This is a genomic window from Cytobacillus sp. QJM3NY_8 (genome assembly GCF_056173585.1).
Genome location: NZ_CM149681.1, coordinates 4,218,591 through 4,237,805 on the forward strand (window position 1 = coordinate 4,218,591; position 19,215 = coordinate 4,237,805).

Here is a 19,215-nt window from a genome sequence, read left to right on the forward strand (position 1 = left end):
TTAATATTAATTATATCATTTCTATTTTTTCAATTAATGCTTAAATGTGAACAGATATTGAACACATATGGTACTATATTTTTTAAACAGGAGCCTGGTCATAGGTATCCTTAAATAGACAAATACTCCCTTATGTACAGTAACAAAAAAACTTGCCGGATTCAAGTATACCTTATTGGAAGTGGTGTTTTTTATGAAAAATCAGCGTGTTTTTCCAGGAATTATTTTACTCGGATTTGGAGCCTACTTTTTCCTTCAGCAGAGCGGATTTACTGCCTTACAGCCGTTCTATTCCTGGCCGACCCTTCTCATTATCGTCGGAGCAGCCTTTTTAATTCAGGGATATGGAGCAAGGGATTATGATTCCATATTGCCAGGTGTCATTTTAACAGGATTTGGCCTTCACTTTCATGTGGTGAACCGCCTGGAAATTTGGCCGGATCATATCGGAACATTTATTCTGATAATTGCTCTCGGCTTCCTCCTTCGTCATCAGAAAACAGGGGCAGGATTGTTCCAGGGCATCTTATTTTTAATTCTTGCCGCATTGCTTCTTTTTTATGACAGGGTTGCAGAGTGGATGGGGCTCCTGGAAAATGGTGTTTCTGATGTTTGGCAGCTATGGCCAATTCTTTTAATGCTAATTGGATTGTATTTTTTATTAGTGAAGAAAAAGTAAAAGCGTAAGCATCTTCGGAGCAAGCCAAAAGCGCCTGTTCCTGCGAAGAACATCCAAGGAAGCTTTCCCTTACTGCTCACCCCCTGCAAGCACAAGACGAGACTCACGGAAAGGCATTCTTTGCCTTTTGGGGAGGATTGCTTGAAATGTGGAGGCGACTGCCCAGGGACGACAGGCATAAGACGGTTCCTGTAAGAAGGCGTTTTTCCTGCCGGAAGGAAACGGCTTATGACCCCGAGTTCCTAGGAGCCGCAACTAGACAGGCTTGTGACCTCGAGGGGGCAAGCGCTGGAGCAAAAAAATAAAGACAGGGATAGTAAACTTTTCCCTGTCTTTTTATATTCAAACTGGTTAGAGTACTGAATCGAGAAAATTTTTGGTTCTTTGTTCTTTTGGATTGTTAAACAAATCCTCCGGATGCCCCACTTCTACAATTCTACCGTCATGCATATAGACAGCCCAGTCTGCTACTTCTCTTGCAAAGCCCATTTCATGGGTGACGACGACCATTGTCATCCCTTCAAGGGCGAGCTCTTTCATTGTGGAAAGCACTTCCCCTACAAGCTCCGGATCAAGTGCCGATGTCGGCTCATCAAAAAGCATGATATCGGGCTTCATTGCCAGCGCTCTTGCAATGGCTACACGCTGTTTTTGTCCGCCCGAAAGTTTTGATGGATATACATTCTCCTTGTCAGAAAGCCCTACTTTTTTTAATAGGTCCTGGGCATCTTTTTTTACTTGATCCTTTGGAAGCTTTTTCACATGTAATGGTGCTTCCATCACATTTTCGAGAACAGTCATATGAGGAAATAAATGGAAATGCTGAAAAACCATTCCTACTTTTTCTCTTACTTTATTTAGATCATGTGTTTCTTTTTCAACCTTTTCGCCCTCAAAAATGATATTGCCGCTGTCCTTTAATTCTAGAAAGTTCAAGCAGCGGAGAAGTGTGCTTTTACCGGACCCGCTTGCACCGATCAGGCAAACAACATCACTTTCTTTTACTGTTATGTCAATGTCCTTTAGTACGTGCAGATCCCCGAATGATTTGTTCAATTTTTCTACCTTAATCATATACGATTCACTCATGCCTTCATTCCCCCTTAATCACTGCTAGCCATTCTTTTCTCAATCATATTTACAAGGATAGAGAAAATAAGTACAAGTACTAAATAGTAAACAGCTACGATCAGCAGATAACTCATGTAGTCATATTCATTGGAACCGTAAGTCGTGGCCACATTAAAGAGCTCGTACATGCCGATAAAGGAAGCAAGTGATGAATCCTTCAAAGCAATGATAAATTGATTGCCAAGAGGCGGCATAGCCCGGCGGAAAGCCTGAGGCAGAATGATCCTTCTCATTGCAAGGCCAGCAGTCATACCCAGCGAACGCCCTGCTTCCATTTGTCCTTTGTCGATGGATTGAATGGAACCCCTGAAAATTTCGGCTATATAGGCACCATTGTGAAAAGCAAGTCCAAGGACAACTGACCAAAACTGTGAAATATCCAATGCTGTCAAACCGAAATAGAAGATGAAAATCTGAACAACAAGCGGCGTTCCCCTTACAAGGAAAATATAGATGTCCGCAATCCATTCCAGAACTTTAATTCTCGAAATCTTTAAAAAGGCAAAAAACAATCCTATAAAAATAGCAATAAACACCGCTACAATGGTTAATTGAAAGGTTAAGAGCATTCCCTTTAAAAATACGGGATATGTATCCATAAACTTTGTAAGCAAATCCACAAAAATCCCCCTTCAGTTGGCTATTTCAGTTTGTGTAAAAAACAAAACAGGCGAATGTTTGACACACATCCGCCCGCAATGTTATTCCTTCTCAGGATCAACTGTTATATCTTCACCGATATATTTTTTGCTGATTTCTGTGAGTGTTCCATTCTCTCGAAGTGTTTCAAGAGCTTCATTCACTTTTTCGAGCAGCTCTTTATTATCCTTTGCAACAGCAATTGCCTGCTCACTGCGGCCCAGCAGCTCTTTGCCTTCGATTTTCATTCCGGCGCCAATCGCTTCTTTACCTGTTACAAAGTCTGTGATGACCGCATCATGTTTTCCCTTGCTCAAGGCCTCCAGGGCCACAACATCACTATCATAGAACTGGATATTATCTGTAGCCTCCTCTGCATTTGAAGTATATGTAGAACCCTTCGATACTGCTATTTCCATGCCTTTGAGGTCAGCAAGCGTTTCAACGCTGCTGTCTGGACGCACATAAATTTGCGGGCCAGAATAGTAATATGGCGTCGAAAAATTGACTGCCTTCAAACGTTCTTCCGTAATGGTATGGCTGGCTACCGCTGCATCAAAACGGCCGGATTTCACACCTTCGACAATACCGCCAAACTTAAATTTATTCTGAACCGGCTCAAGCCCGAGTTCTTTTGCTACAGCTTCGGCCACATCAATATCAAATCCGCTCATGCTTCCATCATCATTTGTATAACTAAAAGGTTTGAACTCTCCTGAAGCTGCATACGTAAATTTGTCATCGTCTACTAGATCCATTCCGCTTTTAGACGCTTCCTCTGATCCGCCGCATGCCGCCAGGACCAATACAAAAGCAGCTGCTATAATTCCTTTTAACCAATGTCTCACTAGTCTAAATTCCCCCTTCAGTATCTCTCTTTTATAAATGCCCTTTAACTCTATCATGATTTTAAAATATTCTCAAAATTCATATTTTATGGTAATTAATGATATTACAGAATTTAAGCTGTTCTCATTAACTTACCCTCTTTGAACTCCAACATGACTCCTTATCCTCCAGTATTCTGCAGATTCCTCACCCTTCGACAAAAATATTATCCATATTATCCCATTCTTTCACCCTGCAAAATATCGCACTGAAAGCTTCTCTATGACGAAAGACCCAAATGGAGAAATCACAAAAAATCCCGCTGCACAATGCAGCGGGATTTTTTGAATTACATAAAGCTTTTCAATGCAGACCAGGCCTTGTCTTTTCCATAACCCGTTTCGGAGGAAAACATAATGATCTGATCATTCGGATCGATATCCAAGGTTTCTTTCGTGATTTTCATATGTTTTTGCCACTTGGACTTAGGTATTTTATCCGCTTTTGTAGCAATCACTACACAGGGAATATCATAATGCTTTAAAAAGTCGTACATCATGACATCGTCACTTGAAGGGGGATGGCGCAAATCAACTATCAGCACAACTGCTTTTAACTGCTCTCTGCTGGTTAAGTATGTTTCTATCATCTTTCCCCAAGCTTCACGTTCCTTTTTGGATACCTTAGCATATCCATAGCCTGGAACATCAACAAAGTGAAGAATTTCGTTAATAAGGTAAAAATTCAGGGTTTGTGTCTTCCCCGGTTTAGAGGATATTCTTGCAAGTCCCCTTCGATTAAGCATTTTATTAATGAATGAAGATTTGCCGACGTTGGAACGGCCGGCAAGGGCGAATTCCGGCAATTCACTTTCAGGGTATTGATCAGGCTTAACAGCACTGATGACGATTTCTGAGCTGGTTACTTTCATGCTTCGACACCGCCATTCAGGGCATGTTTTAAGACTTCGTCCACATGTGATACCAAAACAAAATCAAGCTCTTCCCTGATGCTTTCAGGGATATCTTCTATGTCTTTTTCATTATCTTTAGGGAGGATGATTTTAGTCAATCCTGCCCGATGGGCGCTCAAAGACTTTTCTTTCAAACCGCCAATAGGAAGCACTCGGCCTCTTAAAGTGATTTCCCCTGTCATTCCCACTTCTTTACGGATTGGCTTTCCAGACAGCGCAGAAACCAGTGCGGTTGTAATAGTAATCCCTGCAGATGGACCATCTTTTGGGACTGCACCTTCTGGAACATGAATGTGAATGTCATGCTTTTCATGGAAATTCTCATCAATTCCCAGTTCCTTTGCTTTAGAACGAACATAACTGAATGCCGCTTGAGCAGACTCTTTCATGACATCCCCAAGTTTACCTGTAAGAACAAGCTTCCCTTTTCCAGGAGAGAGGGATACTTCTATCTGAAGGGTGTCGCCGCCAACTGTTGTATAGGCCAGCCCTGTAGCAACACCAACCTGGTCTTCAAGCTCAGCCTGACCGTAGCGGTATTTTGGCTTTCCAAGAAACTCCTCAGTATTTTTACCATTCACAATCACTTTCTTCTTTTCGCCGGATACGATAATTTTAGCCGTTTTCCTGCAGATAGTAGCCAGCTGACGCTCCAAGCCCCGGACTCCTGCCTCACGAGTATAATAGCGGACTACCTTCTGAAGGCCATCTTCACGAATCTGAAGCTGAGATTTGGAAAGACCATGTTCTTTAATTTGTTTAGGCAGCAGGTGGTCTTTTGCTATATGAATCTTTTCCTGCTCTGTATAGCCTGCAATCGTGATAACTTCCATTCTGTCCAGCAGCGGACCAGGAATCGTCCCGAGATTGTTGGCTGTGGCTATAAACATGACCTTTGAAAGATCATATGTTTCTTCAATGTAATGATCACTAAAATTATGGTTCTGCTCGGGGTCTAAAACCTCCAGCATCGCAGATGAAGGATCCCCGCGGAAGTCAGAAGACATTTTGTCGATTTCATCAAGCAGGAACACAGGGTTAATCGTACCTGCCTTTTTCATGCCCTGAATGATGCGGCCAGGCATTGCACCTACATAAGTTCTTCTATGTCCGCGAATCTCAGACTCGTCCCGAACTCCGCCGAGTGATACACGGACAAAATTGCGGTTAAGCGATGTCGCGATAGAACGGGCAAGGCTTGTTTTACCGACACCAGGAGGGCCTGCAAGACAAAGAATCGGCCCTTTAAGGGAATTCGTCAGCTTTTGCACTGCAAGGTATTCCAGAACCCGTTCCTTAACTTTTTCCAGGCCATGATGGTCTTCATTCAGAATTCTTTCCGCCTTCAGGATATCCAGGTCATCATCTGTTGCCTTTGACCATGGCAATGTGACAAGCCATTCGATATAGTTGCGGATAACTGCACTTTCAGCTGAACTGGATGGAACTTTTTCATAGCGGTCCAGTTCTTTTAAAGCTGTCAGCTCGACATGCTCAGGCATGCCGGCATTTTCAATCTTTTCCGTCAGCTCAGCTATTTCTCCTGTCTTGCCTTCCTTATCCCCCAGCTCTTTTTGGATTGCCTTCATCTGTTCACGCAAATAATATTCCTTTTGCGTTCTCTCCATCGATTTTTTCACACGCTGGCCAATCTTTTTTTCAAGGTTCAGAACTTCTTTTTCATTATGGATGATTTCAATAACCTGGTTCATCCGCTCTTTTACATCTATGGTTTCAAGAATTTCCTGTTTTTCTTTAAGCTTTAAAGGCAAATGGGAAGAAATGATATCTGCCATGCGCCCAGGCTCTTCTATATCTGCTACAGAGGAGTACGTTTCGGCTGAAATCTTCTTCGATACCTTTATGTATTGCTCAAAATATTCAAGCATGGTCCTCATCAATGCCTGATCTTCTACGTCCTTGGTCTCAGGATCCTCAAAAACCTTTACACTAACAGAATAATGTTCGGCTTCATCCTGAAAATCAATAATTTCCGCTCTCTTAAGCCCTTCAACAAGAACTCGGATGGTACCGTTTGGAAGCTTGAGCATCTGCTTTACACGTGTTAGCGTGCCCATTCTATATAGATCATCTTCTGATGGTTCATCTATAGATATATCCTTTTGTGTTGTTAAGAAAATTAAATGGTCATCTACCATTGCTTTTTCAAGGGCCTGAACCGATTTCTCACGGCCTACATCCAAATGCAGAACCATGGTCGGATAAACAAGCAAGCCTCGAAGCGGCAGGAGGGGGACGATGATTTCTTTCTTTTTCGCCATTCCTTTGCACCTCCAAAATGCATCTTTTTAACCCCATTATTGCTAATAATTTCTTTGTACAATTCTATCGTATTTAAATAGCAGTGTCTATTAAAGAGAAATTGCTGAAAGCCTGTATTAAAAAGATATTCATTTATAATTACACTTTATCCTTCTTTACGCAAATAAAACTTCGGTTTGTAGCCTAAACTGCAAACCGAAGTTTCTGACCGCGATTAGCGGGAGGCGTTTGTACAGCAAGTTTTCAATAACTGACAAACCCTGAATGGGTTACTGGGCCACACATCATATGCTCTCTTTTTTCTTTAATTCGATTGAAGCGGTTATGGCTTGCTCTTTGAGATACTCTTTTTGCAGCGCTGCATCAAATACTTCATTCAAATGGGTTACAGGGATAATCTTAATGCCTGTTATCTCCTTTAAGATGGATTGCATATTTTCTTTTGGGATAATAACTGTCTGTGCTCCTGCTTTTTTAGCAGCTTTCACCTTTGGATATACGCCTCCAATTGGCTTGACATACCCGTGAATGCTGATTTCCCCGGTCATGGCTACAGTATTGTCGACTGGCCGTTTATAAATGGCAGAATAAATCCCTGTCGCCATGGCAATGCCGGCAGAAGGGCCGTCAATAGGAACTCCGCCGGGGAAGTTGACATGAATATCATATTCGTCAGCCGGTACGCCCATTGATCTCAAAACAGTAATAACATTTTCAATTGAACCCTTGGCCATACTTTTTCTGCGGATTGACTTTCCTTGGCCGCCAATGCTTTCTTCTTCTACTATGCCTGTTATATTAATACTGCCCTTTTCTTTTGCAGGAATCACAGTAACTTCAATGTCAAGCAAAGCACCTGTGTTCGGTCCATATACGGCCAGACCATTTACAAGACCAACAGCAGAATGAGAATTGATTTTCCTTTCCATTCTCGGTGAAAGCTGACTCGATTGCACAACCCATTCAATATCTTCATCTTTTATGTAATCACGATCTTCAGTAATCGCTAACCCAGCAGAAATTTGAATCATATTAACCGCTTCTCGTCCATTTCTTGCATAATTGGCGAGAATGCCTAGAGCATTTTCACTAATAGTGAGATTGACCTTTTCCGAAGCCTTTTTGGCTACAGCTGAAATCTCTTCTTCAGCTAACTCTCTGAAAAATACCTCCATGCATCTGGAACGAATGGCAGGCGGTATTTCATTCGGGGTCCTGGTAGTTGCTCCAATCAGGCGAAAGTCCGCCGGCAGGCCATTTTTAAAGATATCATGAATATGGGTTGGTATTTGAGTATTTTCTTCATTATAATAAGCACTCTCCAGAAATACTTTCCGGTCTTCAAGCACTTTCAGAAGCTTGTTCATCTGAATGGGGTGAAGCTCACCGATTTCGTCAATAAAAAGCACCCCACCATGTGCATTTGTAACAGCCCCCTGTTTAGGCTGCGGGATTCCCGCCTGGCCCATTGCCCCGGCTCCCTGATAAATTGGATCATGAACAGAACCTATTAGAGGATCTGCAATGCCCCTCTCATCGAATCTCGCCGTAGTAGCATCCAGTTCTATAAAAACAGAAGCTGCCTCAAAAGGGGACTTTGCATTTTTCTTGGCCTCTTCCAGTACCAATCTGGCAGCAGCCGTTTTTCCCACGCCGGGAGGACCATAAATAATTACATGTTGAGGATTGGGTCCGCACAATGCCGCTTTCAGAGATTTAATTCCATCCTCCTGCCCTACAATGTCTGCAAAACTGGCTGGACGAACTTTTTCTGATAAAGGTTCAGTTAATGAAATGGAACGCATCTTTTTCAATACATCCATTTCCTTCCTTGATTCACGGTCGATAGAAACCTTTTGTGTCCGCTGGCTCCTAAGCAAATTCCAAAAGTAAAGCCCAATGACAATTCCAAAAAACAATTGGATAAATAAAGCGATCCCCGTCCAACTCATTGTGTTCCCTCCTGCATTATTTGTTCTCGTTGATAATGCTAGTATCTCCCTGACTGAGTTGGAATAAACAAGGAATTCATTTAAAAGTAAGCATGGAAAGCGGAAGCGTCTTGCTCACGAAGGAACACAGATTAAAGCGCCGCCTCCTCCCAAAAGCTGCCGCTTTCGGTCCTGCGATGTATCGATACCACAGCTTTCCTTGTCCTGTGGCAATGTCCGCATGACCCCATCCTTGGGGGCCTCAAGAATAAATATTTAAAAGCATAAAAAATGGCCATGCCTCAAGGCTGGCCACTTTTTATTATGCTGACGTCTTACGCTCTTCTTCAACGACTGTTCCGTCCTCCAAAACAAGTTTTGGCGAACCATTATCAATAACCGTTTCTTTCGTAATAATGCATTTTTTAATATCTTCGCGTGATGGAAGATCAAACATTACATCCAGCATGATTCCTTCAATAATGGAGCGCAGTCCTCGGGCACCTGTTTTTCTTTCAATTGCTTTTTTAGCAATTTCTTCAAGTGCGCCTTCTTCAAAATCAAGCTCAACATCATCAAGTTCAAGCATTTTCTGATATTGTTTGACAAGTGCATTTTTAGGTTTAGTTAAAATCTCAATCAATGCAGCTTCATCAAGCTGGGAAAGGCTTGCAATAACTGGAAGACGTCCAATAAATTCAGGGATTAAACCGAATTTCAGCAGGTCTTCAGGAAGCACTTTTGCAAGAAGATCCTTTGGCTCGATTTCTTTTTGATTCTGGTCGGATCCAAAGCCAATTACCTTCTGGCCTAAGCGGCGTTTAATAATTTGCTCAATGCCATCAAATGCACCGCCGCAAATAAACAGGATATTGGTCGTGTCAATCTGGATAAATTCCTGATGAGGATGTTTGCGGCCGCCTTGTGGCGGTACGCTCGCAACTGTTCCCTCCAGAATTTTCAATAGAGCCTGCTGCACACCTTCACCCGATACATCACGAGTAATTGATGGATTTTCTGACTTACGTGCAACTTTATCAATCTCATCAATATAAATGATTCCTTTTTCTGCCTTTTCCACATCATAATCTGCTGCCTGAATAAGCTTTAGGAGAATATTTTCAACATCTTCCCCGACATATCCGGCTTCAGTCAATGATGTTGCGTCTGCAATTGCAAACGGAACATTAAGAATACGGGCCAATGTCTGAGCAAGCAAGGTTTTACCGCTACCAGTCGGACCGATCATGGCAATATTACTTTTTGATAGTTCAACTTCATCTATCTTGCTGTTGGAATTGATGCGCTTATAGTGATTATATACCGCAACAGATAACGATTTTTTCGCCTGATCCTGGCCAATTACGTACTCATCCAGAATATCGCGGATTTCAGCTGGCTTTGGCACATCTTTGAATTCCACTTCTTCTTCTGTACCCAGCTCTTCCTCCACAATTTCAGTGCAAAGTTCAATGCATTCATCACATATATATACTCCTGGCCCAGCAACAAGTTTGCGGACCTGATCCTGTGTCTTGCCACAGAAAGAACATTTCAATTGCCCTTTTTCATCATTAAATTTAAACAAATCCTTCACCCCTTGAAAAAACTTCAAAACGATATATTAAGCTTGCGAGATCACATGCAAATAGTTCTTTATTCAGCCATAGAAAGGTTGGGAATTATGGCGGGCTCTTTGAAATATACGTGCAAACATGCCCTCTTTAATAATTCACACTTTCTTAAAAATCAAAACCTTCAGCAGTTATGTATTGCATTGTAACACATTTTTACAGTGGACAGGAAATGATAACTCTTAAAACATTTCAATTATGTATGCATGCATGTGATGGGATTTCGCAAAGAAAAAACAGGCTGAATTTTATATGTACTTTCATAAGCTTAACCAAAAATGGCTAAATTAAGTCGGCCCCTAGGACCGATAATTAAATTATCTATATATGTATTTGTATTCCTGTCCATGTTCAATATGCCGTAAAACTTTCACCAGGCAAAAGATACAAGGGAGATTTTAATTATGTATTGTCTTGATGGTATAAAACAAGGCACGATAAACTCGCGCCTTGTTTCTTATTAAAAGGGAGAAAATTTCTGCTTTCGAAGTTAGACCACTGTCTAGCTCCGCCTCCGCTTTTCTTTTATTATGCAACAGTTTTACTATTTTCCACAAGGAAATCTACTGCTTTTTTAATTTGAAGATCTGCTTTTAGGCCTTCAAGGCTTCCAAGAGCTTGTGTGATCTGGTCAGCAGACATGTTGTACATTTCTGCCATTTTGTTAAGTTCTTCTGTAACTTCTTCATCACTTACTTCGATGTTTTCTGCTTTTGCGATTGCTTCAAGAGTCAGGTTAACGCGTACGCGCTTTTCAGCTTCCTCTTTCATTTGCTCGCGCAGTGCAGCTTCATCCTGTCCGGAGAACTGGAAGTATAGTTCAAGGTTCATGCCTTGCATTTGCAGACGCTGTTCGAACTCCTGCATCATGCGGTTAACTTCTGTGTCAACCATTGCTGCTGGAATTTCCATTTCAGCATTAGCTGCTGCTGCTTCAACAACAGTATCACGGACATGGTGCTCAGCTTCATGCTTCTTGCTTTCTTCTAAGCGAGTTTTGATTTTTTCTTTTAATGCATCCAAAGTTTCAACTTCTTCGTCTGCATCTTTAGCAAACTCATCATCAAGCTCAGGAAGCTGTTTTGTTTTGATTTCATGTACAGTTACTTTGAATGTTGCAGGCTTTCCAGCTAGCTCGGCAGCATGGTATTCCTCTGGGAAAGTAACTTCAACTTCCTTGGATTCTCCAGCCGCTGTTCCAGTCAATTGGTCTTCAAAGCCAGGGATGAACTGTCCTGAACCAAGTTCAAGTGAGTAATTCTCAGCTTTTCCGCCTTCGAAAGCTTCGCCATCAACGAATCCTTCAAAGTCCATAACAACTGTATCGCCAGTTTCAGCTTTTCCTTCTTCTTTAACGGCAAGTTCAGCTTGTCTTTCCTGAAGTGAAGTTAGCTCGCTGTTAACATCTTCATCTGTAACGTTTGTTTCAAGTGGCTTGACTTCAAGGCCTTTGTATTCGCCAAGCTTTACTTCAGGCTTAACAGTAACTGTAGCTTTGAAGATAAGGTTTTTTCCTTGTTCAATTTGCTCAACATCGATTTCAGGACGATCTACCGGCTCAATGCCTGTTTCATCAATTGCATTAGCATAAGCTTCTGGAAGAAGATAATCTACTGCATCCTGGTATAAAGATTCAACTCCGAAACGCTTTTCAAACATTCCGCGAGGCATTTTTCCTTTACGGAATCCTGGTACGTTTACTTGCTTAACTACTTTTTTAAATGCAGCGTCTAAGCCTTCATTCACTTTCTCTGCATCTACTTCAATTGTAAGAACCCCGCGGTTCCCTTCTAACTTTTCAAATTTAGCAGACATACAATCATTTCCCTCCAAAAATCTATTATCATTTCATTCAACACAGAATGTTATGAATATCTCTTGTTTTTCAAGCCATATCCATTTAATAAAAATGTATATATACACATAATACAACCATTATATTATAACATACACTCCCTGTCTTTCAACATTGAAGGCTAAATATTGGGATAAGAAATTTCTTCTATCTTTCTTATAAAGACAAGAGCCTGTTCAATTTCCTCTTCTGGAGCTTCATAAATATCTCCCAGTTTGCTGAAAGAACTGGTTAAGCCATGGTACTCATATGAAAGCATATGGTATGCCGCCGCCCAGGACGCAGCGTTATCCGGTGAAGCCTCAAGCGGATATAGCAGGAAAAAGTGCCTTTCTGCAAGGCTTTTTGTATTTTCATATAATACCGGATCTTCCTGCTCGAGCTGAATCTCCAGTTTATTGACTATTTTTAACAGCATCGGCTGCTGATGTACCGGGGGGAGATCGGCAGGAATAACGCGTACACTCTTATTAAATTTCCGAATCGGTACATATTTATCATAACCATGCTCGGTAAGCACATTTAACAGCATCGTTTTAAAGAAAGGATTACCGTCATGCGCTTCAAGATATGCTTTAATATCTTCTATATATGGCCTGATATTATGCTCTGCCAGCTGTGCAGCGATCTGCACTTGGTCATGCTGATCCTGGTAGGAGAACAGATTTAGCTTCCTGTTCTTGAATTCCTTCATTTCAGGTGCTTCAATCTCGGCTTCAGACGGTGAAGCCGCCATCTTTCTGCTGAACTCAAGCATTCTGCTGAAATGCTCAAACTTCTCCTTCGGGATCTCCCTCTCTTCAAGGAGAACTTCAATCATTGCTGCAATCTCGCTGTATTGGTGCAGCTGCACAAGGATCATTAAATAAAGATCCATTACCTGTATGTAATCCCCAATGCCTGTTTGGAGCATTTTATTAGCCAGTTCTTTCGCTTTTTCCAACTCTCCCGCTTCATAATATGCCAGAACAAGCCCGATATGTACATCGGTATTCTCAGGCTCCATCTCCATTGCTTCTTCAAAGAACCGGATCGATTCCTGATACCTTTTCTGCTGAAAGGACTCAAGCCCCTTTTCCAGCAGTCTTTTCTCAAGGCCGGGAAATAGAATGATTTTATTGTTTTGATTTTTCCGTTCCCGCTTTCCCATGCTAGTACCGCCTCAACTTATATTTTTGAAGATAGTGTAGCATGAATCAGCAGAAAAACAAAAAGATTCATGGTTTCCCGCCATGAATCTTTCATATATTCCTACTGTACCGCTAACTTTTTTTCTTCAAAATTTGAAATGCTTTTTTCTAATTGAAGGGTAATCTCTATTTCATCCCATCCATTAATCAGCATTTTTTTCCAGTAATCATTAATAGAGAATGATGCTGAAAAATTATGTTCATCTTCAATTACTTGATTCTGCAAATCAACCTTTAATTCGTATGGCTGGCTTTTAGCACGCTTGAGCAGATATTCGACTGTTTCAGCCGGAAGAGTGATTGGCAAAAGTCCATTTTTTAAGCAATTTTGATGAAAAATATCAGCAAATGAAGGGGCAATGATTACTTTAAAGCCATAATCTCCTAAAGCCCATGGTGCATGCTCCCTCGAAGAACCGCAGCCGAAGTTTTCATTTGCAATGAGGATAGGGGCACCCTGGTTTTCTTCCTTATTCAACTCAAACTCAGGATTAGGCAAACCATCTTTTGTAAATCTCCAGTCATAGAACAGATACTGTCCAAACCCCGTTTTTTCAATTCTCTTAAGAAATTGCTTGGGGATAATCTGATCAGTATCCACATTTGCTCTATCTAAAGCAGCAGCTTTCCCTTGCAGTGTTTTAAATCCGCTCATTTTGTTCTCCTCCTTTTTATTGAACTGTTTCTGCGCTAAGCAAAGCCCCTACGTCCACAAAATGTCCGTACAAAGCTGCCGCAGCCGCCATTAATGGACTGACAAGATGTGTTCTGGCCCCTGATCCCTGGCGTCCTTCAAAATTTCGGTTTGATGTTGATGCACAATGCTCGCCGCTTGGCACAATATCATTATTCATGCTCAAACACATGCTGCAGCCTGATTCCCTCCATTCAAAACCAGCCTGCTTAAAGATAAGATCCAGTCCTTCAGCCTCCGCCTGCTTTTTGACCTGCTGTGACCCCGGAACAACAAGTGCACGGACTTGAGGATGAACTTTCTTCCCTCTAATTATTTCCGCGGCCTGTTTTAAGTCTTCCAGCCGGGAATTTGTACAGGACCCGATGAATACATGCTGAATCTGAATGTCTTCAATTTTCTGCCCTTCCTGCAGCCCCATATAATCTAAAGCTCTAGAAAGTGATTTTTGTTCAAGCTCGTTTTTGCATTCCTCAAGTTTTGGAAGCTGTTCATTCACTTTGGAAGTCATAGAAGGATTTGTCCCCCAGCTGACCATTGGCGCAATATCTGCTGCATCAATTTGAATAGTTTTATCGTATGCCGCATCAGGATCGGATACAAGCTCTTTCCAATTCTCTACCGCCTGCGCAAATTCAGCTCCTTTTGGTGCATACTTCCGTCCTTGCAGATACGCAAACGTCGTTCCATCAGGACTGACAAGCCCTGCCCTTGCTCCTCCTTCAATGGACATATTACAAATCGTCATTCTTTCTTCCATTGACATTTTCGCAATGGCATCCCCGCAATATTCAATAATATGGCCCGTACCAAAGCCAATTCCGTTTTTGGCAATAATATAAAGTATGACATCTTTAGCGGTAACCCCTTTTTTCAACTCGCCATTTATCTCCAGTTTTAATGTTTTAGGCTTGCTTTGCCATAAAGTCTGGGTAGCCATGACATGCTCCACTTCACTTGTTCCAATGCCAAATGCTATTGATCCAAAAGCTCCATGAGTCGATGTATGGCTGTCACCGCAAACAATTGTCATGCCTGGCTGAGTAAGCCCCAGCTCCGGCCCGATAACATGGACTATCCCCTGTTCAGGACTATCCAGGCCTGCAAGAGGGATGCCGAATTCCAGACAGTTTTTTTCCAAAGTAGTCATTTGGTTCAGTGCAACAGGATCATTGATGACTTTTCGGTTATCAGTAGGAATATTATGGTCAACTGTAGCAAACGTTTTATCAGGCCTTCTGACTTTTCTGTTTTTCATTCTTAAACCTGAAAAAGCCTGAGGGGATGTAACCTCGTGCACTAAGTGGAGGTCTATGTACATCAAATCCGGCTTCCCCTCTTCCCTGTGGACTACATGCTTTTCCCAAATCTTATCTATTATTGATTTTCCCATTCTGTTCCACTCCCTTTTTAAAAGAAACACGGCCGATGAAGGCCGTGTCTCAGTTTTTAAAATCAGCTGAAACTGTGTCCAGCCATCATTTCAGCTTTATGCATAAGCCCCCATGATATTTAGAATCGCTTCGTTATCCAAAAGGGTAGCCTTCACCTCTTCAATCATTTCAGAAGTAGTTACCACCTTTTTTCCAAATGAAACAATATCTCTTGTACGATAGCCAGCTTCAAGTACTTGATTAACAGCATTTTCAACCGCTTCAGCTTCCTCTTCCATTCCGAAAGATAATCGAAGCATCATCGCTGCTGATAAAATCATGGCAATAGGATTGGCTGCATTCTTCCCTTGAATATCCGGTGCTGAACCATGGATTGGTTCGTATAAATATGGCCCATTTTCCGAGATACTGGCAGAAGGAAGCATCCCTAAAGAGCCAGTCAATACAGAAGCTTCATCGCTCAAAATATCACCAAACATATTTTCCGTTACTACAACATCGAATTGCTTCGGATTTTTAATCATTTGCATCGCTGCATTGTCAACAAGCATATGCTCCAATGCCACTTCCGGATATTGCTTTGCAATTTCCTCCGCTACCTCTCTCCACATTCGGCTTGATTCCAGAACATTTGCCTTGTCAACAGAAGTCACCTTGCCACGGCGGCATCCGGCAAGTTCAAAGGCCAGTTTAATGACTCGCCGCATTTCTTCTTTTTGATAAAACAATGTATCTACCACAGCATCTTTTCCGTTTTGCTGGGTCCTCTCGCTTGGCTTTCCGAAATACAGGCCGCCAGTTAATTCTCTGACCATCAGCATATCCACACCTTCAATTACTTCATTTTTTAATGGAGAAGTATCAGAAAGGCTGGAATAATATTGAGTTGGCCGCAGATTTGCATAGAGATTCAATTCCTTTCGGATCTTCAAGAGACCCTTTTCAGGACGAAGGTGGGGAGGCTGCCGGTCCCATTTAGGCCCTCCAACCGCTCCCAGCATGACCGCATCGCTTTCTTTGCAAAGCTCCAGCGTTTCATCAGGCAGTGGAGTTCCGGCTGCATCAATAGCAGAACCGCCAATTTTGCCATATGAAAATTGGAATTGATGTCCGAACCGTTCTCCAACGGCCTGCAGGACTTCAATTGCTCCCTTCACCACTTCTTTGCCGATCCCATCTCCTGGAAGTACTGCGATACGTTTTTTCATTTTTAATCCCTCCGTCTGTTTTTTTGTTTATTCTTATAGATTATTGTTTTGGTTATTGATTTCAGCACGGGGCACTATAGCAAACCCGCGGGGAGGAACAGGAGCTTCTATTAATTCGCCTCTACCGCTTGCGCCTGTGCTTTTTCTTTCATATATATCACTCTATTAACAGCGTTCAAGTAAGCCTTTGAGGAAGCTTCGAGCACATCCTGGGCCAATCCGCGGCCGCTGGTTTCCACTCCTTCGTAGTTCAGCTTTACATAAACCTGAGCTAAAGCGTCTCTACCTGCCCCTACGGATTGAATGCGGTAATCAAGAAGGTTAGCTGTTCCATTCAAGCATTTTTCCAATGTGTTATACAGAGCTTCTATGCTTCCTGCTCCAGTACCGGCTTCCTGGATCACTTCGTTATTTGATCCTGACAGAGTAACAGTTGCCGTTGGAACAGAGTTCGTGCCATATTGAATTTGGATTCCGATCAAATCATAGAATCGTTGTTCCTTGGAGAGCTTCTCTTCAAGTACAATGGCTGCAAGGTCATCGTCTGTCATCTCTTTTTTGCGGTCAGCCAAATCCTTGAAAACTGTGAATAGCCGGTTTGCTTCTTCATCTGCTACTTCAAGCCCCAGTTCACTCAGACGATTTTTAAAGGCATGGCGTCCAGAGTGTTTTCCAAGCACCATGGAATTGGATTGGAATCCGACTAGATCAGGGGAAATAATTTCATAAGTTGTTTTTTCCTTCAGTACCCCATCCTGGTGTATTCCTGATTCATGTGCAAAAGCATTTCTTCCGACAATCGCTTTATTGGCTGGTACCACCATGCCTGTCAGCTTGCTGATCAGGCTGCTCGTTCTGCTGATTTCCTGAAGATTCAGACGGGTGGAAGCCTGATAATGATTATTTCGGATGTAAAGGGCTACCGCCAGTTCCTCCAATGCCGCATTTCCTGCTCTTTCACCAATCCCGTTGATAGTGCCCTCAATCTGTGTTGCTCCATTTTCTATAGCTGAAAGGGAATTAGCTATGGCCATTCCCAAGTCATCATGGCAATGAGCTGATAAGGATACTTTATCAATAGAAGGAACATGATTTCTTAAATATTGAAAAATCTCTCCATATTCCTGCGGTGTTGTGTATCCCACAGTATCCGGTATATTAATGATCGTCGCCCCAGCCTGGATGACCTTTTCAATTATTTCAGCAAGAAAAGGCAATTCCGTCCTGGTAGCATCCTCCGCAGACCACTGGACGATCGGGAACTTTGAAGCAGCATACTTAACTGTTTCAACTGCTGTTTCAACCACTTCTTCTTTCGTTTTCTTTAACTTATATTGTCTGTGAATCGGAGAGGTTGCCAGGAATGTATGTATCCTTGGCTCAGCCCCGTCCTTTAATGCTCCCCATGCGGCATCTATATCAGAGATAACTGCTCTCGCCAGGCCTGTGACCGAGCAATTATTAATAGTCTGGGCAATTTTCTGAACAGAAGCAAAATCACCTTTTGACGCTGCAGGAAAACCAGCTTCAATAATATCAACATTCAAGCGCTCCAGCTGTCTGGCAATTTCTAACTTTTCGGAAAAGTTAAGGTTTACACCGGCCGATTGTTCGCCATCTCTTAAGGTTGTGTCAAATATCTTAATTGTTCGCACTTACGACCACTTCTTTCTTCTTGCTGCTATTGACAAACGGCATCATCTTGCGAAGCTCTCTTCCAACCTGCTCGATCGGATGCTCATTTTCTCTCTGATTTACGGCATTGAATACCGGTCTATTTGCCTGGTTTTCCAAAATCCAGCCTTTAGCAAAATTGCCTTCCTGGATATCTTTCAAAACTGCCTTCATTTCTTCTTTCACTCTTGCATCTACTACCCGCGGGCCGCTGACAAAATCTCCCCATTGAGCAGTATCTGAGATGGAATAGCGCATTCCTTCCAAACCGCCTTCATACATAAGGTCAACGATGAGTTTTAGCTCATGGAGACATTCAAAGTATGCCAGTTCCGGCTGATACCCAGCTTCTGTAAGAGTTTCAAATCCTGCTTTCACCAAAGAAGTCAACCCGCCGCATAGCACTGCCTGTTCGCCAAATAGATCTGTCTCGGTTTCTTCTTTAAACGTTGTTTCTAATGCACCTGCGCGAAGAGATCCAATGGCTTTAGCGTAAGCAAGGGCCAGTTCCTTCGCTTCTCCCGTTACGTCCTGATGGACTGCAAACAGTGCTGGGACACCTGCATCCTGTTCATATGTTCTTCTGACCAAATGGCCTGGTCCCTTAGGTGCTACAAGCAGTACATCACACTCTTTTGGAGGCACGATCTGATTAAAATGAATGTTAAATCCATGAGCAAACATTAATGCCTGGCTTGATAGATTCGGTTCAATTTCTTCCTTGTATACTTTTGGCTGGAGTTCATCCGGCAATAAGATCATCACTACATCAGACTGTGCAGCAGCCTCAGCGACCGAATATACCTGGAAGCCGTCTTCTTCTGCTTTATCCCAAGACTTCCCTTTTCTAAGGCCGATTACAACTTCAACTCCGCTGTCCCTCATGTTTAACGCATGCGCATGTCCCTGAGAACCGTATCCGATAACCGCTACTTTCTTTCCGTTTAAATAAGCTGCATTTGCATCTCCGTTATAGTACATTTTTGCCATGTTTTATCTCCCTCTCCTATTAAAATTTATTATTTTTTATAATTAATTTTTGGCTCTATTCGTATAAATTGTAGTGTTTCTTTTATCAATGCTGTCCGTTGATTTCCGCTCC

Annotated in this window: 15 protein-coding genes; 1 reads left to right on the forward strand and 14 read right to left on the reverse strand. The window is 42.2% G+C overall.

The genetic code is table 11. From position 1 onward, the window contains the following. Positions 1 to 193 precede the first annotated feature (193 nt). The gene (locus AC0VZ9_RS21720) at positions 194 to 679 is read left to right on the forward strand and encodes a LiaI-LiaF-like domain-containing protein (protein ID WP_009333160.1); all 486 of its coding nucleotides are present in this window, start codon (positions 194 to 196) and stop codon (positions 677 to 679) included. A 351-nt stretch (positions 680 to 1,030) separates the two neighbouring features. On the opposite strand, the gene AC0VZ9_RS21725 is transcribed toward AC0VZ9_RS21720, so the two are convergent. The 14 genes from AC0VZ9_RS21725 to ilvC form a co-directional block, all read right to left on the reverse strand. Then, entirely contained in the window at positions 1,031 to 1,768 is a 738-nt protein-coding gene (locus AC0VZ9_RS21725) for an amino acid ABC transporter ATP-binding protein (RefSeq protein ID WP_009333161.1), read from the reverse strand. A 14-nt stretch (positions 1,769 to 1,782) separates the two neighbouring features. Beyond that, positions 1,783 to 2,409: an amino acid ABC transporter permease gene (locus AC0VZ9_RS21730; protein ID WP_175502145.1), complete on the reverse strand. Its 627-nt coding sequence runs from the start codon at positions 2,407 to 2,409 to the stop codon at positions 1,783 to 1,785. Positions 2,410 to 2,511: 102 nt separating this feature from the next. Then, entirely contained in the window at positions 2,512 to 3,297 is a 786-nt protein-coding gene (locus AC0VZ9_RS21735) for a transporter substrate-binding domain-containing protein (RefSeq protein WP_217032768.1), read from the reverse strand. 329 nt (positions 3,298 to 3,626) lie between these two features. Then, a complete protein-coding gene (yihA, locus tag AC0VZ9_RS21740; protein ID WP_009333164.1) occupies positions 3,627 to 4,208 on the reverse strand; it encodes a ribosome biogenesis GTP-binding protein YihA/YsxC in 582 nt (193 codons plus the stop codon). Continuing rightward, positions 4,205 to 6,532 (reverse strand): endopeptidase La, encoded by a 2,328-nt coding sequence (gene lon, locus AC0VZ9_RS21745; protein WP_009333165.1) that lies wholly within the window; start codon positions 6,530 to 6,532, stop codon positions 4,205 to 4,207. Before lon ends, yihA begins: the two co-directional genes overlap by 4 nt. A gap of 285 nt (positions 6,533 to 6,817) precedes the next feature. Continuing rightward, the gene (lonB, locus tag AC0VZ9_RS21750) at positions 6,818 to 8,485 is read right to left on the reverse strand and encodes an ATP-dependent protease LonB (RefSeq protein WP_009333166.1); all 1,668 of its coding nucleotides are present in this window, start codon (positions 8,483 to 8,485) and stop codon (positions 6,818 to 6,820) included. A gap of 301 nt (positions 8,486 to 8,786) precedes the next feature. Continuing rightward, entirely contained in the window at positions 8,787 to 10,052 is a 1,266-nt protein-coding gene (gene clpX / locus AC0VZ9_RS21755) for an ATP-dependent protease ATP-binding subunit ClpX (RefSeq protein WP_009333167.1), read from the reverse strand. 574 nt (positions 10,053 to 10,626) lie between these two features. After that, a complete protein-coding gene (gene tig / locus AC0VZ9_RS21760; protein ID WP_009333168.1) occupies positions 10,627 to 11,913 on the reverse strand; it encodes a trigger factor in 1,287 nt (428 codons plus the stop codon). Between the two features lie 161 nt (positions 11,914 to 12,074). After that, positions 12,075 to 13,103: a tetratricopeptide repeat protein gene (locus tag AC0VZ9_RS21765; RefSeq protein ID WP_217025926.1), complete on the reverse strand. Its 1,029-nt coding sequence runs from the start codon at positions 13,101 to 13,103 to the stop codon at positions 12,075 to 12,077. Positions 13,104 to 13,204: 101 nt separating this feature from the next. Beyond that, positions 13,205 to 13,798: a 3-isopropylmalate dehydratase small subunit gene (leuD, locus tag AC0VZ9_RS21770; protein WP_019383245.1), complete on the reverse strand. Its 594-nt coding sequence runs from the start codon at positions 13,796 to 13,798 to the stop codon at positions 13,205 to 13,207. Positions 13,799 to 13,814: 16 nt separating this feature from the next. Beyond that, the gene (leuC, locus tag AC0VZ9_RS21775) at positions 13,815 to 15,230 is read right to left on the reverse strand and encodes a 3-isopropylmalate dehydratase large subunit (protein WP_009333171.1); all 1,416 of its coding nucleotides are present in this window, start codon (positions 15,228 to 15,230) and stop codon (positions 13,815 to 13,817) included. 96 nt (positions 15,231 to 15,326) lie between these two features. Beyond that, on the reverse strand, positions 15,327 to 16,439 hold the full coding sequence (gene leuB, locus AC0VZ9_RS21780) for a 3-isopropylmalate dehydrogenase (RefSeq protein WP_217025927.1): 1,113 nt from the start codon (positions 16,437 to 16,439) through the stop codon (positions 15,327 to 15,329). A 110-nt stretch (positions 16,440 to 16,549) separates the two neighbouring features. Continuing rightward, positions 16,550 to 18,094: a 2-isopropylmalate synthase gene (locus AC0VZ9_RS21785; protein WP_009333173.1), complete on the reverse strand. Its 1,545-nt coding sequence runs from the start codon at positions 18,092 to 18,094 to the stop codon at positions 16,550 to 16,552. Beyond that, positions 18,081 to 19,103 (reverse strand): ketol-acid reductoisomerase, encoded by a 1,023-nt coding sequence (gene ilvC, locus AC0VZ9_RS21790; RefSeq protein WP_019383248.1) that lies wholly within the window; start codon positions 19,101 to 19,103, stop codon positions 18,081 to 18,083. Before ilvC ends, AC0VZ9_RS21785 begins: the two co-directional genes overlap by 14 nt. Positions 19,104 to 19,215 lie beyond the last annotated feature (112 nt).

What these genes read in the sequence shown, in the direction of transcription:
- lon (WP_009333165.1), bottom strand. Translation starts at nt 6,532, where the DNA reads ATGGCGAAAAAGAAAGAAATCATCGTCCCCCTCCTGCCGCTTCGAGGC.
- leuB (WP_217025927.1), bottom strand. Translation starts at nt 16,439, where the DNA reads ATGAAAAAACGTATCGCAGTACTTCCAGGAGATGGGATCGGCAAAGAA.
- AC0VZ9_RS21725 (WP_009333161.1), bottom strand. Translation starts at nt 1,768, where the DNA reads ATGAGTGAATCGTATATGATTAAGGTAGAAAAATTGAACAAATCATTC.
- ilvC (WP_019383248.1), bottom strand. Translation starts at nt 19,103, where the DNA reads ATGGCAAAAATGTACTATAACGGAGATGCAAATGCAGCTTATTTAAAC.
- AC0VZ9_RS21730 (WP_175502145.1), bottom strand. Translation starts at nt 2,409, where the DNA reads ATGGATACATATCCCGTATTTTTAAAGGGAATGCTCTTAACCTTTCAA.
- tig (WP_009333168.1), bottom strand. Translation starts at nt 11,913, where the DNA reads ATGTCTGCTAAATTTGAAAAGTTAGAAGGGAACCGCGGGGTTCTTACA.
- lonB (WP_009333166.1), bottom strand. Translation starts at nt 8,485, where the DNA reads ATGAGTTGGACGGGGATCGCTTTATTTATCCAATTGTTTTTTGGAATT.
- AC0VZ9_RS21765 (WP_217025926.1), bottom strand. Translation starts at nt 13,103, where the DNA reads ATGGGAAAGCGGGAACGGAAAAATCAAAACAATAAAATCATTCTATTT.
- AC0VZ9_RS21720 (WP_009333160.1), top strand. Translation starts at nt 194, where the DNA reads ATGAAAAATCAGCGTGTTTTTCCAGGAATTATTTTACTCGGATTTGGA.
- leuD (WP_019383245.1), bottom strand. Translation starts at nt 13,798, where the DNA reads ATGAGCGGATTTAAAACACTGCAAGGGAAAGCTGCTGCTTTAGATAGA.
- yihA (WP_009333164.1), bottom strand. Translation starts at nt 4,208, where the DNA reads ATGAAAGTAACCAGCTCAGAAATCGTCATCAGTGCTGTTAAGCCTGAT.
- leuC (WP_009333171.1), bottom strand. Translation starts at nt 15,230, where the DNA reads ATGGGAAAATCAATAATAGATAAGATTTGGGAAAAGCATGTAGTCCAC.